This is a genomic window from Streptomyces sp. NPDC050743, assembly GCF_044456925.1.
Lineage (GTDB): Bacteria > Actinomycetota > Actinomycetes > Streptomycetales > Streptomycetaceae > Streptomyces.
In genome coordinates this window covers 1-19,134 of the sequence record NZ_JBITGJ010000076.1, presented here as the reverse complement: position 1 = coordinate 19,134, position 19,134 = coordinate 1, and the positions used below count along the sequence as shown (strand labels likewise).

The following is a 19,134-nucleotide window of genomic DNA, read 5'->3' as shown; positions in this document are numbered from 1 at the left end:
ATTTGGGATGGATGTCCTGATCGTGGGCGCGGGTCCCACCGGCCTGACCCTCGGCATCGACCTGGCCCGCCGGGGCGTGGACGCGCTGGTCGTCGAGCGGGCGGAGGGGCTGTTCCCCGGCTCGCGCGGCAAGGGGCTCCAGCCGCGCACCCTGGAGGTCTTCGACGACCTGGGCGTACTGGACGCGATCCGTGCGGCGGGCGGCCCCTACCCGACGCGGATGATCTGGAAGGACGGCGAGCGGGTCGGCGAGCGGCCGATGTTCGAGAACATCGAGGCGGACGAGGGCGCGCCGTACGCCGAGCCGTGGATGGTCGCGCAGTGGCGGACGCAGGAGATCCTCCACGCGCGGCTGGTGCAGCAGGGAGGCCGCGTCGGCTTCGGGCGCGAGGTGACCGGTCTGGAGCAGGACGCCGAGGGCGTGACCGTGCGGTTCGCCGACGGTACGACCGCCCGCGCGGGGTACGTCGTCGCGGCCGACGGCGGACGCTCGGTGGCCCGGCGCGCGGTGGGGGTCGGCATGACCGGGGAGACGGTCGACCCGGCACCGTTCCTGGTGGCGGACGTACGGCTGACGGGCCTCGACCGGGACTCCTGGCACACCTTCCCCAGGGACGACGGCACCGCCCTCGGCCTGTGCCCGCTGGCGGGCACGGACGACTTCCAGCTACAGGCACGCCTTCCGGAGGGCACCGCACCCGACCCGACCCTCGACGGCATCCGCAAGCTGGTGGCCGCGTACACGCACCTGTCCGCCGAGGACGTCACGGACCTGCGCTGGTCCTCCGACTTCCGCCCCCGCGCCGCCCTCGCGGACCGCTTCCGGGTGGGCCGCGTCTTCCTCGCGGGCGACGCGGCCCACATCCACTCACCGGCCGGCGGCCAGGGCCTGAACACCAGCGTCCAGGACGCCTACAACCTGGGCTGGAAGCTGGGCGCGGTGCTGTGCGGCGGGGCGGCGGAGGCGTTGCTGGACACCTACGAGGAGGAGCGCCGGGCGAACGCGGCGGCCATGCTGGACCTGTCGACCGGGGTCCACCGCGGCGAGGTGCGACGCGGAAAGGCGACGGTGCAACTGGGGCTGGACTACCGGGAGTCGTCCCTGAGCGTGGAGACGCGGCAGGACCCGACCGGGGTCCGGGCGGGCGACCGCGCCCCGGACGGCACGGTGTCCGGGGTCCGCCTCTTCGACGCGTTCCGGGGCCCGCACTGGACCTTGCTGGGGGCACAGGCCCCGGTCACCGGCGTGCGCGCGTTCCCGACGGCGCCGGAGTCGTACGGCCCGGGGGTCTTCCTCGTCCGCCCGGACGGCCATGTGGGCTGGGCGGGCGGGACGACCAAGGGCCTGGACGCGTACGCGGCACGGACGGGCGCCTTCGCGGCGGGGTGACGGCGGCCACCCGCTGACGACGGCTCAGGCGCTGGCCAGCGTCAGCTTCACCGCGAACCCGAGGAACAGCGCGCCCGCCATCGAAGTGGCCGTCGCCGACAGCCGCTTGCGGCGCCGGAACGCGGCAGCCAGACGCGTGCCGCTGAATATCAGCGCGCTGAGGTAGAGGAAGCTCGCCAGCTGGGCGAAAGTGCCGAGGACCACGAAGGACAGGCCCGGGTAGGCGTAGTCCGGGTCGACGAACTGCACGAAGAAGGCGACGAAGAACAGGATCGCCTTGGGGTTGAAGAGGCTGACGACGAGCGCGCGCCGGAAGGGCCGCTCGTATCCGGCGCCGGACGCGGTCTCCTCCGCCACGGCCGCCTGCTCTCTCCGGGTGCGCCACATCTGCCAGGCGGCCCGCAGCATGCCGATCGCCAGCCAGCTCAGATATCCGGCACCGGCGTACTTCACGATCCCGAACAGCACGGCGTTGGCCTTGAGCAGGGAGGCGACTCCGGCGGCGGAGAACGTCATCAGCACGGTGTCGCCGCACCACACGCCGACGGCCGCGGTGTAACCGGCCCGCACGCCGCGCCGGGCGGCCACGGAGAGGACGTAGAGGGAGTTGGGCCCGGGCAGCAGGACGATCAGGACGAGTCCTGCCAGATAGGTGGGAAGGTCGATGACGCCGAACATGGAAAGGAGTGTCGCACGGGGGTACGACAGTCAGGTCCGGGGCTGGTCAGAACACCTCCGAAGGCTCGTACGCCCCCCAGACCCCGCGCAGCGCGTTGCACACCTCCCCCACCGTCGCCCGGCCCCGCAGCGCCTCCTTCATCGGGTACAGCACGTTGTCGTCCCCCTCCGCCGCCTTCCGCAACGCGTCCAGTGCCGCGTCCACCGCCCGCTGGTCCCGCTCGGCCCGGAGCTTGTCCAGGCGTTCGGCCTGGCGGGCCTCGATGGCCGGGTCGACACGCAGGGGCTCGTACGGCTCCTCCTCGTCCAGCTGGAAGCGGTTGACTCCGACGACCACCCGGTCGCCGGAGTCCGTCTCCTGGGCGATCCGGTACGCGTTCCGCTCGATCTCCGCCTTCTGGAAGCCCCGCTCGATCGCCGCGACCGCCCCGCCCAGGTCCTCCACCCTCCGCATCAGATCGACGGCCGCCTCCTCGACGTCGTCCGTCATCCGCTCCATCGCGTACGACCCCGCGAAGGGGTCCACCGTCGCCGTCACGTCCGTCTCGTGCGCCAGCACCTGCTGAGTGCGCAGGGCCAGCCGGGCGGACTTGTCGGTCGGCAGGGCGATCGCCTCGTCGAAGGAGTTGGTGTGCAGGGACTGGGTGCCGCCCAGCACCGCGGCCAGGGCCTGGACGGCGACCCGGACCAGGTTCACCTCCGGCTGCTGGGCCGTCAGCTGGACGCCCGCCGTCTGGGTGTGGAAGCGGAGCATCAGGGACTTCGGATTCCGCGCGCCGAACTCCTCCCGCATCACCCTGGCCCAGATCCTGCGCGCGGCACGGAACTTGGCGACCTCCTCCAGCAGCGTCGTACGGGCCACGAAGAAGAAGGACAGGCGGGGCGCGAAGTCGTCGACGGACATCCCGGCCGCCACCGCCGTACGGACGTACTCGATACCGTCCGCCAGGGTGAAGGCGATCTCCTGGACGGGCGACGCCCCGGCCTCGGCCATGTGGTAGCCGGAGATCGAGATCGTGTTCCACTTCGGGATCTCGGCGGTGCAGTACTTGAAGATGTCCGCGGTCAGGCGCAGGGAGGGCTTGGGCGGGAAGATGTACGTCCCCCGCGCGATGTACTCCTTCAGCACGTCGTTCTGGATCGTGCCCGTCAGCCGGTCGGCGCGCGCCCCCTGCTCCTCCGCCACCAGCTGGTAGAGGAGCAGCAGGAGGGCGGCCGGGGCGTTGATCGTCATCGAGGTCGACACCTGGTCCAGGGGGATGCCGTCGAACAGCAGCCGCATGTCCTCGATCGAGTCGATCGCCACGCCCACCTTGCCGACCTCGCCGTGCGCGAGGGGCGCGTCGGAGTCGTGGCCCATCTGGGTGGGCAGGTCGAAGGCGACCGACAGGCCCGTGGTGCCGTGCGCGATCAGCTGCCGGTAGCGGGCGTTCGATTCGGCTGCGGTGCCGAAGCCGGCGTACTGGCGCATGGTCCAGGGGCGGCCGGTGTACATGCTCGGGTAGACCCCGCGGGTGAAGGGGTACGTGCCCGGCTCGCCCAGTTTCCCGTCCGGGTCCCAGCCCTGTAGTTCCTGCGGCCCATAGACCGGCTCGATGGGCAGTCCCGACTCCGACTCATGTGTCATGGATGCCTCCGGGGTGCGTCCTGTCACCCCCTCACCATGCCCCGTCGTTCGGCGGCGGTCACGCTGGGAAGCATCTCCTGCATGAGGATCTCGGGAAGACCCGCCGCTCTGCTCGCCTCCGCCGCCGCCCTCGCCGCCCTCTGCGGCTGCACCGTCCAGCCCGCGGACGCCGACGGCAAAGCCCGGGCGCCGGTGCCCACCCCGGCCCGGGCACGGACTCAGGGGCAGACTCCGGGACAGGCACAGGGACGGACCCCCGCAAGTGGCCCGGCACATCCCACCCGAACGGAGCAGCCGGCCGCGCCCGCTCCCCGGGTGCTGTACGCGCGCGGCGACAGCGGGGCGGGCGTACGGGAACTGCAGGCCCGGCTGCGTCAGCTGGACTGGCTGTTCGACGGGCCGACGGGCTCGTACGACGATCTGACCGAACGGGCCGTGCGGGGCTTCCAGGGCAAGCGCGGGCTGCCGCGGACCGGGCGGACGGACACCGTCACCTGGCAGCGGCTGGTCCGGATGACCCACGCACCGGGCACGTGGGAGCTGTTCCTGATGGGCGGTCAGCCGGTCGGCGCGCCCGACCCGCGCTGTACGAGCGGACGCGTGCTGTGCATCGACAAGACGACACGGACGCTGCGCTGGATGGTCGACGGGCGGACGCTCTCGACGACGTCGGTGCGGTTCGGGGCGCAGTACACGCCGACCCGGGAAGGTGTGTTCCACGTCTACTGGAAGGCGCGGGACTGGGTGTCGACGCTCTACCACTCGCCGATGCCGTACGCGATGTTCTTCAGCGGCGGCCAAGCCGTGCACTACTCGTACGACTTCGCGGCGCGCGGGTACGCGGGAGCCTCGCACGGGTGCGTGAACGTCCGGGACGAGGCGGCGATCCAGCAGTTGTTCGCTCAGGTGCGGGTGGGCGACAAGGTCGTCGTCCACTGGTGAGGAGGGATTGCGGGGCGCGGGCGGGACCGGGGGAACGTGTCCCGCCCGCGCCAGGTGCACGAGCCGTGGGTACGGGGGGAACCCCGGCTCAGTGCGACGGCCGATGACCAGTCGGCTCACTCAGTACTGCGTCCCGGGCTCCGAAAACGTCACACCCCGCGCGAAGAATTTTTCGCGACCCATCGAATTCGCAGGTCAGACGGGTTGGAGAGGGGTCGGAGCGGCACTGCCGGAGCCTGCCGGATCAGAGCGCGCCCAGTCAGAGCGTGCTGTACGTCGGACTCGGCGTCGGGCCCAGGGCGGTGCCGGTCGTCCGGGCGGGGTGGGGCGGAGCGAAGGCCGTGGGAGCGGGCGCGGCCTCGTCGCCGTGCCTGCCCTTGCCGCCGCCGACACCCTTGCCGGAATGACCGCCGCCCTCGCCGTGGTGGCCGTCGCCGCCCCGGCCGGGGTTGCCTTCCTCGTCGCCGCCCTGGTTGTTCCCGCTGCCCTTGCCCTTGCCCTTGCCCTTGTTGCCGTTGTCGTCGGCCTTGCCGCCGCTCGTCGCGCCGTCGCCCGGGTCGGTGGTGGCCAGGACGACCTTGCAGTACCGGCTCACCCGGGCGCTGCCGCCCGCCAGGTTCTCCAGGGCGCGCCGGCGGCCGGCGGACAGTTCCTTGCCGTCCCGGATGTCCCGGCAGGCCGAGGTCGCGTCCTTCCACCGGGAGCCGGCCGTGCCGGAGGGTTCTCCGCTGCCCGCAGTGGTGCTCTTGCCGGTGCGGTCGTCCGGCCCCACGGCCCCGCCGCGGCTACCGCCTGGCGTGCCGGGCCCCGTGGTCGCACCCGGGGTGCCCTGCGGGACCGAGGCGAGCGGCGCTCCGGAGCTCGGCCCGGAGGAGACGGAGGTGGCGGGCCCGGGGCGCTCGGGCCCGAACGGCCTGCCCAGCATCCCGGTCCCGGCGGCCATGGCGACCCCGCCGACCGTGCCCACGGCCACCACCGCGGCCAGCGCCAGCCGCACCGGGCGGGCCCAGCGGGGGCGGCGCGGCGGGATTCCGGTACGGTCCCGGGCGCCGATGCGGACCAGGCCCGCGTCGGCGCCGGGCACGGGCACGGGCAGGCCGGAGGTTCCGCCGGCACGGCCGACGGCGGTGCGTTCGGCGCCGGCGGCCTCGCGAGCCTTGCGGAACGCGGCCAAGGCGGCCTGTTCGCCGGGGAGTTCACCGGTGGCGCGGGCCGTCTGCACGGACAGTGCACCGAGCGCCCGGGAGAGGCGTTCGGCCTGGTCATGGGCGGAGGCGTCGACGGCTTCCAGCGACTCACCGCGCAGCAGGCGTTCCGCCGTCTCACGGTCCAGCCACTTGTACTGCTCGTCGGCCATCACATGTCCCTCTGCGTCCGCGCACGCGTATCCGTCACAGTTGCGGACGACACCGCGCGACCACGCGGTTCTCGCTGGGGCGGGAGAGCGTCGAGCACGCCCGCCGACTCCGGATCGTCGCCGAGCAGTTCCGCGAGCCGCTTCAGGCCGCGGTGTGCCGCGGTACGTACCGCACCGGCGCGTTTGCCGAGGGTCTCGGCGGCGCTCTTGGCGTCGAGGCCGACGACGACGCGCAGGACGACCGCCTCGGCCTGGTCCTGCGGCAGCCGCGCGATGAGGGAGAGGGTGCTGTCGGTGGTCAGGGCCTCGATGGCCTCGCCGGCCGTGTCGGACTCGGCGGCCCGGCCGGTCAGTTCCGTCTCGTCGCCGCCTATGGCGGGGCGGCGGCCGCGCATGCGTATGTGGTCCAGGGCACGGTTGCGGGCTATTCGGGCGGCCCAGCCGCGGAAGCGGTCGGCGTCTCCGCTGAACCGGTCGAGGTCGCGGGCGATCTGCAGCCAGGCCTCGGACGTCACGTCCTCGGCGTCCGGATCGGCGACCAGCGTGCGTACGTATCCGAGCAGCCGTGGATGCACGGCGCGGTACACCGTACGGAACGCGGTCTCGTCTCCGTCCTGTGCCGCACGCACCGCGGCGGTCAGCTCCGCGTCGTCCCCCAGCACCGCACTCCCTTTACGCCTGGTTCCCGGTCGGCGCGAAAGGCACGTTACGGCGTCAAACCGCTCCCCGTCCATGTCCGTAGAAGATGCAACTAACTCGTGACCGGGTGCGGATGTGCGCAGGGTGAGGATCGGCGGTGGCCGGGTGTGACAGAAACAGCACGCACGGCGCTGTAGAAGGTACGGGCCGCACGCGGCCCGACCGCGCGACGGCCGGGGCCTCTCCTGTGGGGGGTGGCGGCCCCGGCCGTTGCCTTTCGCGGGACGCCCAGGTGACGAGGATTACTTCTCCCCGGGAGCCTTACGGCCCGAATTGCCACCATTCGCGTCATTGTTACGGCTGGTGGCAGTGCACCCCTTCTCAGGGGAATCACCACCGTTGCTACTTCTCGTCCGCCGGGTCCTGGCCGCCCAGCTGCCGGGCGAGGCGTTTCAGCCCGCGGTGCGCGGCCGTGCGGACGGCGCCGGGGCGCTTGCCGAGGACGCGTGCGGCGGCCGGGCCGTCGAGGCCGACGACCACCCGGAGCAGCACGGCCTCGGCCTGGTCGCGCGGCAGGCTGTGCACCAGCTCCAGCGCCCGTGCGGTGGACAGCGACTCCAGGGCCTGGTCGTGGGTGTCGAGCCGGCCGGGCAGCTCCAGGGCGTCCTGTTCCAGCGGCGCGGCCTGGGGCCGTACCCGCCGGCGGCGCAGATGGTCCAGGGCGCGGTGCCGGGCGATGGTCGCGGTCCAGCCGCGGAAGCCGGCGCCGTCGCCCTTGAACCGGCGCAGGTCGCGGGCGATCTCCAGCCAGGCCTCGGACGCCACGTCCTCGGCGTCCTCGCCGACCAGGCCCCGCAGATAGCCGAGCAGCCCGGGCTGCACGATCCGGTAGGCCACCGCGAAGGCGGTCTCGTCGCCGTTCTGGGCCCGCGCCACGGCCGCACCCAGCTCCCCGTCCCGCGGCTGCGGGCGCCGGGGCTCCCCTCCCTGGCCCAAGAACCGTCCTCGTCCGTACCCGGCTGCGGGACCCGTGCCCGCGCTCGCGGCGAATCCGCGTCGTGCGACACGGCCCCCTGTGGCCATGTCCCACGGTGATCAGCGCCGAGGCTCACAGATGTGTCACAGCCGGCGGCCGTCCCGCGGGTCGCCCACGCGGCGGCGGCGCTGTCAGCCGATGGCGATGCGCGGGTGCGCGCCGGGCCGTATCCACCCCATGATCCGGTCCATCGTGGCGCGCGGCACGGACACACAACCGGCGGTCGCGCCCTGCCCGTTGACGTGCAGGAAGATGCCGGCTCCGCGGCCGGGCACGGCGGGCCACCGGTTGAAGTCGATGACGAGCGCCTTGGCGTACTGGACGGGGTGGTCGACGAGGTGCTCGCTGCCCCGGTCGCCGCTCTCGGTGAGCGGGAAGTCCGCGCCGGCCGCGGTGTGCATCGAGTTGTAGTACCGCGACTGCGGGTCCTCGACCCACCAGTGGGCCGAGTTCACCTGGGTGTACGGCATGCTCGTGCCGCCCGCCTCGACACCGAAGCCCTCGGTGAGGGTGTAGGTCCCGGTGGGTGTGGTGTAGGTGCCCTGCCGCCGTGTCGACCCGGCGACGACCCCGTTGGCGCCGACGCGCCCGGCGGTCGTGCTGAACTGCGCCTTCCACCCCGAGGATCCCTTCGCCCAGGCGGTGACCGTGGCGTACGAGCCGCTGGCCTTCACGGTGATGAGCTGGGTGGCCCTCCCGGGGCTGGCGGGGACGGGGAAGTCGGGGGTGCTGCCGACGGCGGGAGCCGTGGGGCTCTGGCGCGTGGAGCCGGCGGCCGACGAGCCAGCGGGCGGGACGGAGGCGCTCGGCTCGGCCTTCGCGGAGGCGGAGGAAGAGGCGGACGCCGAGGCGGAGGTGGAGGCCGAGGGTGAGGGGGAGGTGGAGGCACTGGACGCGCCGGAGGCCGCCGGTGCCTTGTCGCCAACGCTCCCGGCCGCGACACCGGACTGCGGCTCTGCCACTCCCCCTCCGCCTCCGCCCTGTCCGCAGGCCGAAACCAGCAGCAGGGCACCGGCGGCGGCCAGTGCGGCGGAGCACGTACGGGCACGGGAGCGCGAAGAGGGCAGCACGAAGAGACCCTTCGATGGGCGGGAACGGAGGCATGCGGCGGCACGGCCGAGCGCGGCGGGCCGGAACGAGCGCCGGTTATACAGGAGTTGGAAACGCCACGGCGAGCGACCGAACAAAGCGGACCATTCGCACGGCTGTCAGTGCCGCCTCCTACGCTGCCCCGCACCGGTCGAAGAACGCGGAGGGAAGGCAGCGACATGGGTGGCAACTGCTGGAGGCACACGGGTCCGTACCAGCGGGACCTGGCGGCGGCGTTCCGTCAGGCGCAGGCGGAGGAACTGGCCGAGGACGACCACGGCTTCGGCGCGGGCCGGACGGTGGAGGAACTGTGGCGGGACCCGGCCTGGCACGAGTACATCTTCACCGGGGGCACCGGCACGGTCCTGGACTTCCCCCTCATGATCGACGCCACGGACCCCGACCGGGGCCCCTTCATGCGCCCGCTGACGGAGGCCGAGATCCGCGCCTTCGCCCCGGACGGCCGCCCCACGTACTCCGACTGGGACGAGGCCCTGGACTCCGAGCGGCTGGACTTCCCGGGCCGGGCACAGGGCCGATGCACGGTGCTCTACACGGACGGCGTGCCGACCCACATCGGCTACTGGGGGGTCACGGCGGACTGACGTGACCGCGCGTCGACGAGCCCGCCGATGACGACCCCCGTGACGAGGAACGCGGCCATCGCCGCGAGGAGGGTCACCTCGTAGTACGACGCGGGGGTCGCCCAGGTCGCGGCGCGGGCGGCGCATGCAGCGGCGAGAACGGCGAGCCCGAGCCGCTTCGCGTCGGGCGCCGCCTCCCGCCAGGCGAGGACGGTGGCGGCCACCGCCACCGCGACACCGGCCGCCGCGGCCAGCTGAGGCGTCCCGAACATGACGCCGTACCGGATGGCGAGGGCGGACAGGAAGAACAGCGCGAGCCAGTGGCGCAGGGCGTGCAGCGCGAAGGTGAGGGTGGGTCCGGGGGCGACCGGGTCCGGCAGGCGGGCGGCGGCACGGCGCAGACCCGCGAGCGCGACGACTGCCACCGCGGCCACCGGCAGCCGCTCGGCCACTCGCCCCAGGTTGTAGAGGAGAGCGGTGTCGTAGACGACGAGGACGAGCGCGCCCAGGGCACCGAGCGACCCGATGAACACGAGCAGTCCGGGCACGGAGGCGGGCGTGCGGAACGTCCCCGTGTCCCGTGCCGCGAGCCACCGGAGAAGGCAGGGAGTCAGCACGGCCGAGACCCCGCGTACGACGATGTCGTCGACCGTGTACGGATTGCGCAGATCCCACTCCACCAGACAGAACACGGCGGTGTACGACAGGGAGGCCAGCGGCAGCAGGGCCGACCGGGCGATTCCCCGGTAGAGGCCGGCGTCGAGCCACCGCACGACGGTCGCGAACGCCGACAGCACGAAGGGCAGTTCGAGGAACGCCTGGACCCTGAGGACCGACGGGGCGAGAAGCCCGGGCGCGGGGAAGCCGTCGGCGAGCCCGCGCAGCACGGCGCTTCCGGAGGCGAGGTCGAACCACCCCTCGGGCAGGTACCGCGCGACGAACGAGGGATCACCGCCGTGCACTCGCAGCACGTACACGGTGAACAGCACCTGGTTGGCGTAGACCAACCCGGTCACCACCGCCAGCACGGCGAGTGGCGACAGTGCGGGTCGGGCCGTGCGCCCGCCGGACGGGCCCGGGCGGCGGGCCGCCGCGCGCGGGGCGAGCGCCAGGCCGACGACGAGGGAGAGGACCACCAGGGCGTCGACGAACGCGTTCACGGGATCAGGAAGTCCGCGTGGAGCCGGCAGGCGTCGCCCCGTGCAGGACGAGCATGTCCGCCACGAAACACGTGATCTGCTCGGCCGCGTCCCGGCCGATCCACACGGGGTAGGAGCCGTCTCCTCGCCCGCTGGGGCAGGCGATCAGGTTGGTGCCGGTGGCCGGGTCGTCGACGATCGAGATGCCGGTGTCACCGTCCTGCCGTACGCCTGCCACCGGGCCGTCCCGGAACCGCCCGGCCAGTTCCTCGGCCATGTTCGCGTCGGCGAAGGAGCAGGTGCCGGAGTCCACGCCGAAGCCGTAGAACTCCCCGTCCCGCAGCAGGCGTTCGTCCTGTCCGTCGAGCAGCGCCGGCTCCCAGCTCACCGTCGGCCGCCCGGAGATCAGGACACGGACCGCGGTGTACTCGTCGATGACGAGCGTCCGGCCGCCGAACTCGGCCGTGTACCCGGCGGAGGCCAGCTGCACCGGGTAACTCCCTGGCGCCACCGACACGGTGAACCCGGCGTCCTCGGCGCAGGATCCGTACGTGGGGTCGCGCGCCACCAGCCGTCCGCTGGGCAGGTGCAGCTTCCCGGCCTCGACGGGGTCCCAGACGGTGTACACCTCGTCGGTGGTGAAACGGGTGCCCGCGGTGAACAGTTCGTCCAGGTGCCGAGGTCGCATCCCGCGCGGTGCCGACCAGTTGGGTTCGGCGGGCTCGCCCTCCGGCGTCTCCGTGACCTCGCGCAGTTCGCAGCCGCCGGCGTCCGGGAAGTCCAGCATGGCGAGCAGTCCCTGCCACTGCCCGAAGGCGGGCACGGGGAACCAGCGCCGCTCCTCAGGCACTTCTGCGATCGTGCGCAGGGAGCCGCCCTTGTCGCCCTTGGGTTCGACGATCCGGGTACCGCGCCCGTCCGGCCGAAGCTCGGTCGTCACCCGTCCGGCGTCCGACGCGAACTCAGGCATCCCCTCCGCCGCATAGGCCCAGCCGCGCTGGTGAAGGAGGAAGAGTCGATCCTTGTCCAGCCGCCGCAGGTCCATCTCGAGGAACCGGCGCCCTTGGGCGTCGTACGCCCACAGCCCGAGGTAGTGGCTCTCCCAGGCCACATGCGCGACGATCAGGCCCGGGGCGCTCGCCTGCCGGAGAACCACCGCGTAGGGCAGCCCCGCGGCATCCCGCGCCGCCGCCACCGAGGCGTCGATCGGGCCGAGCACGGCTCGGCGCCCGGAGTCCCACCCCTCGCCGTACGCGACGTCGATGATCTGCCGGCCGGTCATCGGGCCGCGGCCCTCCGCGCCCGTCCGTGCAGGGTCAGGTAGAAGTTCTGCAGGGACTCCTCGGGACCGCCCACCTCGAAGCGGTTGACGACCTTGCCGAGGGGGTTCCAGACCCGCCCGTCCGGCATGCGCACACCGACCGGCTGCCCGAAGTAGCTGCGCTGGTCCGCGTCGAAGTCCACCCACACCGCCCCCGCGCGGCGCACGAGCACCTCACCGACGTACGCCCCGAGGCCGAGCAGAGCGTTCCGGGCACCTTCCCGGTCGGCACCGCCCTTGCGGAGCCCGTCGATGAGGAAGTCGACGACCCGCAGACTGCGCTCGGAGTAGTCCAGCGGCAGCCGGTTGCGGGTGGTCACGCGTGCGAGGAAACCCGCTGCGTAGGACCTCATCTCGACCGCGCACAGCACCCGTTCGTCCACCTCAGCCACGGTTCCGCTCCCCCTCTGATCGACGGGAGAACACACGAACGCATTCCCCCTCTTGATCAAGCGGATACCGAGCCTTGAACATCACAGGTGCACATGCGTGTCATGTGCCACACAAAAAGCTCGCGAGGCGCGCACAGCCTTTCCGGAAGCTGTGCGTCCAGCAGCGCCAGGCCCTCTCAGGCCCAGACCGCCTTGACCACGGCGTGGCCTGCTGCCGTCGCCCGCCCGTAGAACCCCCGGAGGTCCCTGTGATGGCCGAGGAACTCCTGCCTGGCCTGTGCATCGTCGCTTCCCCAGCCACGGAGCTTGGCGCCGGCGACGCTCCACAGCTCGTCGAAGGAGACACGCGCGAGGAAGTCCGCAGCCTGTGACACCCCGAGCGGCTCCAGGATCATCAGGGGCGGGTCGGCGGGATCGGCGTCGGCGCTGTGCGCCACGGGGCGGCCGCCGTAGATCGGCAGCGTCCAGGGCTCCTCGGCGTCCGCTTCGAGGACACCGGCTGCGGCGTAGAGCTCGTTGACGGAACTCCAGACCTTGTCGATCGAGCCGGCGGTACCCGCTGCGTACTCGTCGGGGTGGTTTTCCCAGGCCGCGGCCATGAACGCCGCGAGCCAGGTGTGGTCGTCCCGGATCTCGGACTCCGCGACGGCGCGGAGGTGCATGTGAATGCTCACGGCGACGTTCCTCCAGTTCGGCGGCCCACCTGTCGGGCCGGAGGGACGGAACCTATTCGACGGCACTGACAGCGCACGCGATCAGTTGCCGCTCAGTCGATGCGGTCGCTCAGGCCGAGCACCTGCGGGGACTCGCTGGGGAAGTCCCGGGGCATGCCCCGCACGTGGATGGTGCGACCGTACACGCCGGTCAGGAACTCCACGGCCCCCAAGGGGAACTCGATCCACTCGGCGTTGGCCGTGCGGACGACCACCGGTCATGCTTCCGGGTCCGCAGGGCTCGTCTTCCAGTACAAGGCGTCCCCCGAATAGGACTCCGCCCAGAAAATCAGGCCTCCCGGCTGCGGGTAGGGCACGTAGTCCTCGGTGTCGCCCATCTCGTACAGATCCTGAAGCCGAGGGCAGCGCCGTCCCTAGGACCGCCTCAAGGGCAGCCCAGTCCACGCTGCGCCCGCCAGGCACACGCCACCGTGTCATCGCCGGAAGCGCGGCCTCCAGCTCTTCGATCCTCAACATGCCGTCTGCCAATCCGGACTGTTCTCGGCTACGACGTTGTCGAACAGTACTCAGGCCTCGGTGTGGGCTTCTTCACGTGGCATGAGGACAGGGGCGGCCAGGGCAGCAGGCACGGCACAGGCCGGCAGCACCACCGGCCAGGCGAACGCGCCCACCAGGAGCGAGGTGGGAACACTGGCACACACGGCCGCCACCGCGACCGCGACGACATGAGCCGACCGGGTAGCCGGACCGTTGCTCGCGGCCTTGGCGAAGAGCAGCACGACCACGGTGATCGCCAGTTCGACGGCCGCGGCGGGAAGGGCGACCTGGAACGCACTCACCCACCGTGCCCGGCCCTGCGCCCCCGCCCCGGACTGCGCCTCGAAGACCCCGAGGACCAGGTAGGAGAGAACCGCCAGTGGTGCGACCGCCGACCCGACGACACACCCGATCCGGGTCACATGCCGCGACTTCTTCACGCCCTCGGCTCTCAACGCCTGGCGCTTCTCCAAACCAGTCGCTGGGGGGTCCGCAGAGTCGGGTCGGCTTCCGGGGTCCCTTCCGGGAGGACCGGCGCCAGGGTTTCGAAGACTCTCTCCATCACTTCGTCGTCGTAGTCGGCGAAGTCCTCGCAGGCCTGGAGCCAGACGGCACCCGTGGGGAGCTTCTCGGCCCGGAAGAAGGCTCCACAGCTTTCGAGTGCGGCGAACCCTCCGAGAGCCCGCACCAGCTCCGAGGGGAGAACGGTCACCCAGGAATAGCCGCGCAGCCGCTCACGGCCCTGTCGGATCGATGTGCGTCCCGAGCGGCCGTGGATCGCCCGGTCGAGGGCAGTGGCACCCAGTGTGGGCTGATCGTCGCACACATGCCCGTAAGTCGGATCCACCTTCACTGCGGCACCGTGGAGAAATCCGGCCCACCTGTGGGATCTCTCGGCCGTGTCGCCTTCTCTCTCGGGAGAGAGGGTCGAAACAACCTGCAGCTGCGCCACCCAGGGCCAGTCCTCGTCCGTCGAAAGACTGACACGAACGAACTCCTCGGCCAGTTCAGGCTCGGCTTCGGCACCGAGAACACACAGGCGGAGATACGCCGATGTCGGATACTCGGCCAGTTCACGGGTCAGCCACTCGAGCGACTGCGGAGAAAGCGGGCGCGGGTCACCGAGTCGGTGCTCGGGATTCCAGACGTACACCTCGCCCCACAGTGTCCCGGGCCTTGCGAGGGGACCTGCCGTCGTCTCCCCTGCGGAGAACGGCCAGGTACGCTCCGCCGCTTCCCAGAAGGCCGGTGCCACGGCCCGGACAGCATGAGCGAGCCACTCCGAAGACACCTCGAGGAATCCCGCTCCTCCCGCGGTGTCCACATCCAGCATGGCGTACATCGCGCGGCTCGAAGTAACGGGCGGGCACACGGGTCACTCCACCGCCGACGGCAAGGCCACCTGCCCGTCGAACACTCCACGGTTGTCGGCCCGTACCTCCTGACTCACCGCGATGTCTCCGCCGTGGAAAGGCACCAGGAAGGTGAACGCGTACCGGTGGGACGTGACCCGGTACCCCTGCGCCCCGTCGCCCAGGTCCCACGTCTCGGTGAGGCTCTTGAGGGTGATCTGGCTGTCGGTCGCCGTCACCCCCGCCTTGCGCAACTGAGCCAGCGTGGGCTCCGCTTCGCGCACGGCTCGCTCGAGCGCGGGGCGGTTCCGTGCGGCGGACAGCTGCCATCCGGACGCGCTGACCCGAAGCCGCACGCCCGCCGCCGTACGGTTCACCGTCGCACTCTTGGCGTACACAGCGAACGCGTCGAGCTCGGCCAAGGGGTCCTCGACCTCATTGGCGATGTCGGGGTCGGAGAGCGGCCCCTTCTTCCACCCCTCGGCGCCCTCCTTGACGTAACCGGTGCCGCCGACGACGTACACCGCCTCGGGCTTGTGCTCGCCCTTGCTGGTGGTGACGGTTCCGGTCTGCTGGAGCGCGACCGGAGCGGTGGTCCGGTGCACGGTCGCGGCGTACGTCGCGCTGGACGGCGCCTGCCCCTGCATGACGGCGGACTCGCTGCCCCGCAGGGCGAACGTCCATCCCTTCTCGGCCCGCATGGCCTCCCGGGCGCGGGCCACGAACTGCGCGGCGGTCTTCGGCTCCGGCTTCCGCTCGCCCTTCTGCGCCGGTTCGGCCCGCGCGGTCTTCGAGGTGGCATGCCTCCCCGCCGGCTTTCGTCCTCCGTCGTGCGCCGAGCATCCGGACGACACGGCCACGGCAGCCACGACCAGCGCGAAACCGACGACACGGCGCCCACTCGGACGAACAAGTATTCCGATCCTGGACAGCACGTCACAACCCTTCAGCGGGGCAGGCGAGTTCAACGGGTGCCCGGTTATACAACAGGCGAGGAGAGCACGGCGAGCGCCCGAATGAAGCGGGGCGAACAGGACAGGAGTGCAGGATGGGCGTACGTGCCGTCCTTGGGGATGTTGAGTGTCCAGGTGAAGGCATCCGTGCCGGTGCCCGAAGCGTGGGTCTCGTGGTTGTAGCCCTGCTGGCCGGTGATGTCCCCCTTCGACCAGGTACCGGTCTTCGCGGTGTTCTGGGTGTCGGAGTTGTCCGCCAGGACGACCGACTTGCCCGCCGGGACACCGTCGTCCGCACGGGACTTCAGTGAGCCGTCCGGGTAGTACGACCACGTCATCGTGCGGTCCGAGGAACCGCCCGCCGAGGTCAGGGTCCGCTTGGTCTGCTGACCCAGGTCGTTGTACTCGTAGCTCGTGACGATGTCCCACGGGTCCGTGGCCGACCTCACCCAGCCGTTGTCGAAGTAGCTGTAGGTGGTGTCGTTGCGAACCGTCTCGCCGTCCGACGGCGGCAGGGAGGTCTGGCGACCCGGCCCACCTTGTCGTACGTCGTCTCCGTGTAGACGTTCGGGTTGTTGTAGCGCGAGTCCGCCGGGTCGTAGGGCTGGTACTGCTTGACCGGGCGGTTCAGCTCGTCGTACTCGGTACGCGAGGTGAACGCGGTGGTCGTGCCGACCTCAACAGCCCGCGGGCTGATCGCCTTGGACAACTCTCCCCACGTCCGCGAACCCGCATTCGGACCTACTCGTCCAGGGCTGTGGCAGCTCACTGAAGATTGGCCGGTCGGGGGCTCCAGGCATGCGAAGGCCCCTGAGCCGCCGCGCGTCGTGGGTCAGCACGAGCGCGGCGGCGGCCAGGGGCCTCGCCTTACTGCGGTTCCGGCTCAGCCGGCCCGGTCAGTCGTCGTACATCCCGGCGTAGGGGTCCGGTTCCCCGGTCCACGGGTCCAGGCCTTGCTTCAGGCGGCGTTGCTCCTCACGTTCGTTAAGGAACGTGGCAGGCTGTACGCCCCAGAGCGCGAGATCGCCCAGTGGGTTCTCGTCGAGGTCCGCCCGCAGCATGCGCGAAAGGAACTCGGCCATCCCGCAGTCGTAACGCCGCCACAGGTTGTCGTCCCTGCTGCGCAGGAGGACGGGCCAGGTGGAGGGGTCATCACCCGAGGCGTCCCAGCACAGGATGTCCGAGCTGGCATCGGCCCCCCACGCGATCAGCTCGGGGGCGGCCCCCGCCAGTTCGCGGGCCTTGGGTTCCCTGGCCCAGGCGCTCTCGGCGTTCGCGGTCTCGTGGAGCATGCCGCTCAGCTCCGCCTTCGGCCGTCCCCCTTTGGGTTCCGGTCCGAGGACAACCAGATAGTCCTCGATCGTCCCCGCGCCGTACACCTCGATGAACCGGCGGTAGTCCGGAGGGAACTCCTTGCCCCATGCGTCACGCATCACGTCCCAGTCGACCGACGTGTCGCTCTCGGTCGTGGGCGGCATGAGCCGGACAAGGGCCTCCCATGCACCTGCCTCAGACATCACTACCTCCTCTGCGCTCCCTCATCATGACATCGACCCGGTGGGCACTTGGCGACCTGTGTTCGGGTCGTTGAACATCCCGAGGTTCCTGCCGCCGAGGGTGTTCGATATGAAGACACCGTCGATATCGAGCCCTGGAGTTCCGTCCTCGAACGTGCCGTAGGCGTCGATACGGAACCCGGTCGGCACCGTCCGGCGGCCGCTGTAGGTCGGCGTCACCTTGTAGTAAACGTCCTGCCCTGCCGCGACGGCGGCGGCGACCTGGTTCTCGTAGTTCTTCATGTTGTTGTCACCCTGCTGAGAACCCGTCTGCCAGTCGTTGGCCCCGCGCGCACACGTGGCCAGGTTCCGCAGGTCGGTCCCGGATCCGCTCAGTTGGTTGCCGAGAAGGTGGCAGGCGTAGATGTTGGTCTTCGGAGTGAGACCCATCCACCGAGCGGTGCGCTGCGCCCAGCGGTACCCGGGCGGCGCGACGACCTTCGTGTTCGTCGCCGAGCCCTTGTGCGATGCGAGATACGACTTGGTCAGACAGGCGGTCACGCCCGTGGACCGACGCGGGCATCATGGCATCCACATGTCCTCGGACGTCACCCGCTGGGCGTGAACGCCGCACCTCCCGTCCACGGCGCTCGACCGATGATCGCGTGGCCGCCACTCGCGTACCTGACGAGGAAGGAACTGAAGGAATCGCTGTCGCAGTATGTGACAGCCCCCAGATCAGGCATCGGATACATGTACGCGACCGGCCAGTGATCCGGGTCGGGGGTAACGGGTGCCCAGGCGCATGTCCATCCGTCCGAGGTCTCACCCCAGGGGATCAGACCACCAGGATTCGGTTGGAAGGCGGGAGGAAGCGCGGGGGAAGAAGTGCCGCTTCTTCGCGTTTCTTCTCCAGCAGGGCGAAAAGATCGAAGCCAGGAGGCCCGTACGGAGCCACGACCGTAATGTCACCCAAAGCGCCTGGGCCGAACGAGTCGATAAAGGACTTGTAGTCACTCGGCAAAGCCATCCCGAGAGCCTTTTCGGCGGCATTCCAGTCAACCTGCCGAGCCCCTGTCGCGAGCTCCGGCACACGTAGCACCGCGCGCAGTTCAGCGGAACCGTCCACCACGTCCGGCACCACGCTCTCCTGAACGACTTTCTGAACGCTTCGAAGCGGAGCATTGCTCAGCGCCACCAACTCGGGCAACGGCCGGAACGCGGGGACCGACGGACCTGCTTGCTCCATCAAGGAGATCACCACGTCCGAAGCATTTCCGGACATGCTTGTCCATTGAATGAAGTCGGGATCGGCATGCACAACAGGCCATTCATTCGGATCTTCGGTGCTGGTCACCCAGAAATACGTGCCATTATCCGGCCCTCTCCCCCAGGGCAGGACTCCACCGGTTTCCGGATGGATGGCGTATGGAAAGTCTCCGTGACCTGCTTCCCTCCAGGTCCGCATGTTGTCGAGCCGCCCCCGGTAGAACCCCAGATAGTCGTCGGGCGGACTCTGCAGGTCTCCCGGACGAATCAGGATCAATTGGCCGGCAAACTGACCAGCGGGGAGACTCTCCGCCATCAGCTTGTAATCAGCAGGAAGCGCCAGCCCGAGTGACCCTTCGATCGCAGCCCAGTTGAACTCTGTGAATACCTGATCCTGAATTTCTCCCAGTCTCACAATCTCTGCGATCCTTCGTTGCGTATTGTCCAGAGTCATCATCACGTCCCCACGTCACAGGTCGACTCGATGTCACTCTAGCGGTGCGGGCCACGAAGAGAAGCCCCGCCCTTCCCGCACCACTGGCACGGGAAAGGCGGGGCAAGGCCCAACGTCGATCGTTTAGGCGGCTCGGCTGGGGTGTGAGTTTTCTTCCGATGCTGCGTCAGGGCGTGTGAGCTGAAGGATTGTCACGTCTGCGGGT

General features: G+C 70.6%; 20 protein-coding genes and 1 pseudogene. 3 read left to right on the top strand and 18 right to left on the bottom strand.

Annotation, left to right across the window (positions count from 1 at the left end; genetic code table 11):
* Positions 1-7 precede the first annotated feature (7 nt).
* Positions 8-1,390, top strand: coding sequence for an FAD-dependent monooxygenase (locus ACIBJF_RS40410; RefSeq protein WP_399181640.1), 1,383 nt, complete (start codon positions 8-10; stop codon positions 1,388-1,390).
* 24 nt (positions 1,391-1,414) lie between these two features.
* Here the strand turns inward: ACIBJF_RS40410 and leuE are convergent, their stop codons facing one another.
* Positions 1,415-2,068: a leucine efflux protein LeuE gene (leuE, locus tag ACIBJF_RS40405; RefSeq protein ID WP_399181639.1), complete on the bottom strand. Its 654-nt coding sequence runs from the start codon at positions 2,066-2,068 to the stop codon at positions 1,415-1,417.
* Between the two features lie 46 nt (positions 2,069-2,114).
* Positions 2,115-3,695, bottom strand: a complete 1,581-nt coding sequence (locus ACIBJF_RS40400) for a methylmalonyl-CoA mutase (RefSeq protein WP_399181638.1) — start codon at positions 3,693-3,695, stop codon at positions 2,115-2,117.
* 81 nt (positions 3,696-3,776) lie between these two features.
* Between ACIBJF_RS40400 and ACIBJF_RS40395 the strand changes: the two genes are divergently transcribed.
* On the top strand, positions 3,777-4,637 hold the full coding sequence (locus tag ACIBJF_RS40395) for a L,D-transpeptidase family protein (RefSeq protein ID WP_399181635.1): 861 nt from the start codon (positions 3,777-3,779) through the stop codon (positions 4,635-4,637).
* A 259-nt stretch (positions 4,638-4,896) separates the two neighbouring features.
* Here the strand turns inward: ACIBJF_RS40395 and ACIBJF_RS40390 are convergent, their stop codons facing one another.
* The 4 genes from ACIBJF_RS40390 to ACIBJF_RS40375 form a co-directional block, all read right to left on the bottom strand.
* The gene (locus ACIBJF_RS40390; RefSeq protein WP_399181634.1) at positions 4,897-5,994 is read right to left on the bottom strand and encodes a hypothetical protein; all 1,098 of its coding nucleotides are present in this window, start codon (positions 5,992-5,994) and stop codon (positions 4,897-4,899) included.
* A complete protein-coding gene (locus ACIBJF_RS40385; RefSeq protein WP_399181633.1) occupies positions 5,994-6,656 on the bottom strand; it encodes an RNA polymerase sigma factor in 663 nt (220 codons plus the stop codon). Before ACIBJF_RS40385 ends, ACIBJF_RS40390 begins: the two co-directional genes overlap by 1 nt.
* 379 nt (positions 6,657-7,035) lie before the next feature.
* Complete coding sequence (locus ACIBJF_RS40380; protein WP_399181631.1) at positions 7,036-7,629, bottom strand: RNA polymerase sigma factor; 594 nt, start codon at positions 7,627-7,629, stop codon at positions 7,036-7,038.
* 171 nt (positions 7,630-7,800) lie between these two features.
* Positions 7,801-8,631, bottom strand: a complete 831-nt coding sequence (locus tag ACIBJF_RS40375) for a L,D-transpeptidase family protein (RefSeq protein ID WP_399181629.1) — start codon at positions 8,629-8,631, stop codon at positions 7,801-7,803.
* A gap of 306 nt (positions 8,632-8,937) precedes the next feature.
* On the opposite strand from ACIBJF_RS40375, the gene ACIBJF_RS40370 reads away from it, so the two are divergent.
* A complete protein-coding gene (locus ACIBJF_RS40370; RefSeq protein WP_399181627.1) occupies positions 8,938-9,363 on the top strand; it encodes a hypothetical protein in 426 nt (141 codons plus the stop codon).
* On the opposite strand, the gene ACIBJF_RS40365 is transcribed toward ACIBJF_RS40370, so the two are convergent.
* From ACIBJF_RS40365 to ACIBJF_RS40310, 12 genes and pseudogenes are all read right to left on the bottom strand, one after another.
* Positions 9,339-10,502 (bottom strand): hypothetical protein, encoded by a 1,164-nt coding sequence (locus tag ACIBJF_RS40365; RefSeq protein ID WP_399181625.1) that lies wholly within the window; start codon positions 10,500-10,502, stop codon positions 9,339-9,341. The genes ACIBJF_RS40370 and ACIBJF_RS40365 overlap by 25 nt on opposite strands.
* 4 nt (positions 10,503-10,506) lie before the next feature.
* Complete coding sequence (locus tag ACIBJF_RS40360; protein ID WP_399181623.1) at positions 10,507-11,763, bottom strand: DUF4241 domain-containing protein; 1,257 nt, start codon at positions 11,761-11,763, stop codon at positions 10,507-10,509.
* Positions 11,760-12,155 (bottom strand): hypothetical protein, encoded by a 396-nt coding sequence (locus ACIBJF_RS40355; protein WP_399181663.1) that lies wholly within the window; start codon positions 12,153-12,155, stop codon positions 11,760-11,762. Before ACIBJF_RS40355 ends, ACIBJF_RS40360 begins: the two co-directional genes overlap by 4 nt.
* Positions 12,156-12,370: 215 nt before the next feature.
* Positions 12,371-12,868 (bottom strand): DUF1877 family protein, encoded by a 498-nt coding sequence (locus tag ACIBJF_RS40350; protein ID WP_399181622.1) that lies wholly within the window; start codon positions 12,866-12,868, stop codon positions 12,371-12,373.
* A 92-nt stretch (positions 12,869-12,960) separates the two neighbouring features.
* The gene (locus ACIBJF_RS40345; protein WP_399181620.1) at positions 12,961-13,122 is read right to left on the bottom strand and encodes a hypothetical protein; all 162 of its coding nucleotides are present in this window, start codon (positions 13,120-13,122) and stop codon (positions 12,961-12,963) included.
* 312 nt (positions 13,123-13,434) lie between these two features.
* Positions 13,435-13,827: a hypothetical protein gene (locus tag ACIBJF_RS40340; RefSeq protein WP_399181618.1), complete on the bottom strand. Its 393-nt coding sequence runs from the start codon at positions 13,825-13,827 to the stop codon at positions 13,435-13,437.
* Between the two features lie 29 nt (positions 13,828-13,856).
* Complete coding sequence (locus ACIBJF_RS40335) at positions 13,857-14,747, bottom strand: hypothetical protein (protein ID WP_399181616.1); 891 nt, start codon at positions 14,745-14,747, stop codon at positions 13,857-13,859.
* 33 nt (positions 14,748-14,780) lie between these two features.
* Positions 14,781-15,617 carry a hypothetical protein gene (locus ACIBJF_RS40330; protein ID WP_399181615.1) on the bottom strand — a complete coding sequence of 279 codons (837 nt, stop codon included), beginning with the start codon at positions 15,615-15,617 and terminating at the stop codon, positions 14,781-14,783.
* Between the two features lie 194 nt (positions 15,618-15,811).
* Positions 15,812-16,413: pseudogene (locus ACIBJF_RS40325) on the bottom strand (hypothetical protein); the annotation flags it as partial.
* A gap of 193 nt (positions 16,414-16,606) precedes the next feature.
* Entirely contained in the window at positions 16,607-17,227 is a 621-nt protein-coding gene (locus ACIBJF_RS40320) for an SMI1/KNR4 family protein (RefSeq protein ID WP_399181614.1), read from the bottom strand.
* Positions 17,228-17,251: 24 nt separating this feature from the next.
* The gene (locus ACIBJF_RS40315; RefSeq protein WP_399181612.1) at positions 17,252-17,767 is read right to left on the bottom strand and encodes a DNA/RNA non-specific endonuclease; all 516 of its coding nucleotides are present in this window, start codon (positions 17,765-17,767) and stop codon (positions 17,252-17,254) included.
* Between the two features lie 277 nt (positions 17,768-18,044).
* Positions 18,045-18,935 (bottom strand): hypothetical protein, encoded by an 891-nt coding sequence (locus ACIBJF_RS40310; RefSeq protein ID WP_399181610.1) that lies wholly within the window; start codon positions 18,933-18,935, stop codon positions 18,045-18,047.
* Positions 18,936-19,134 lie beyond the last annotated feature (199 nt).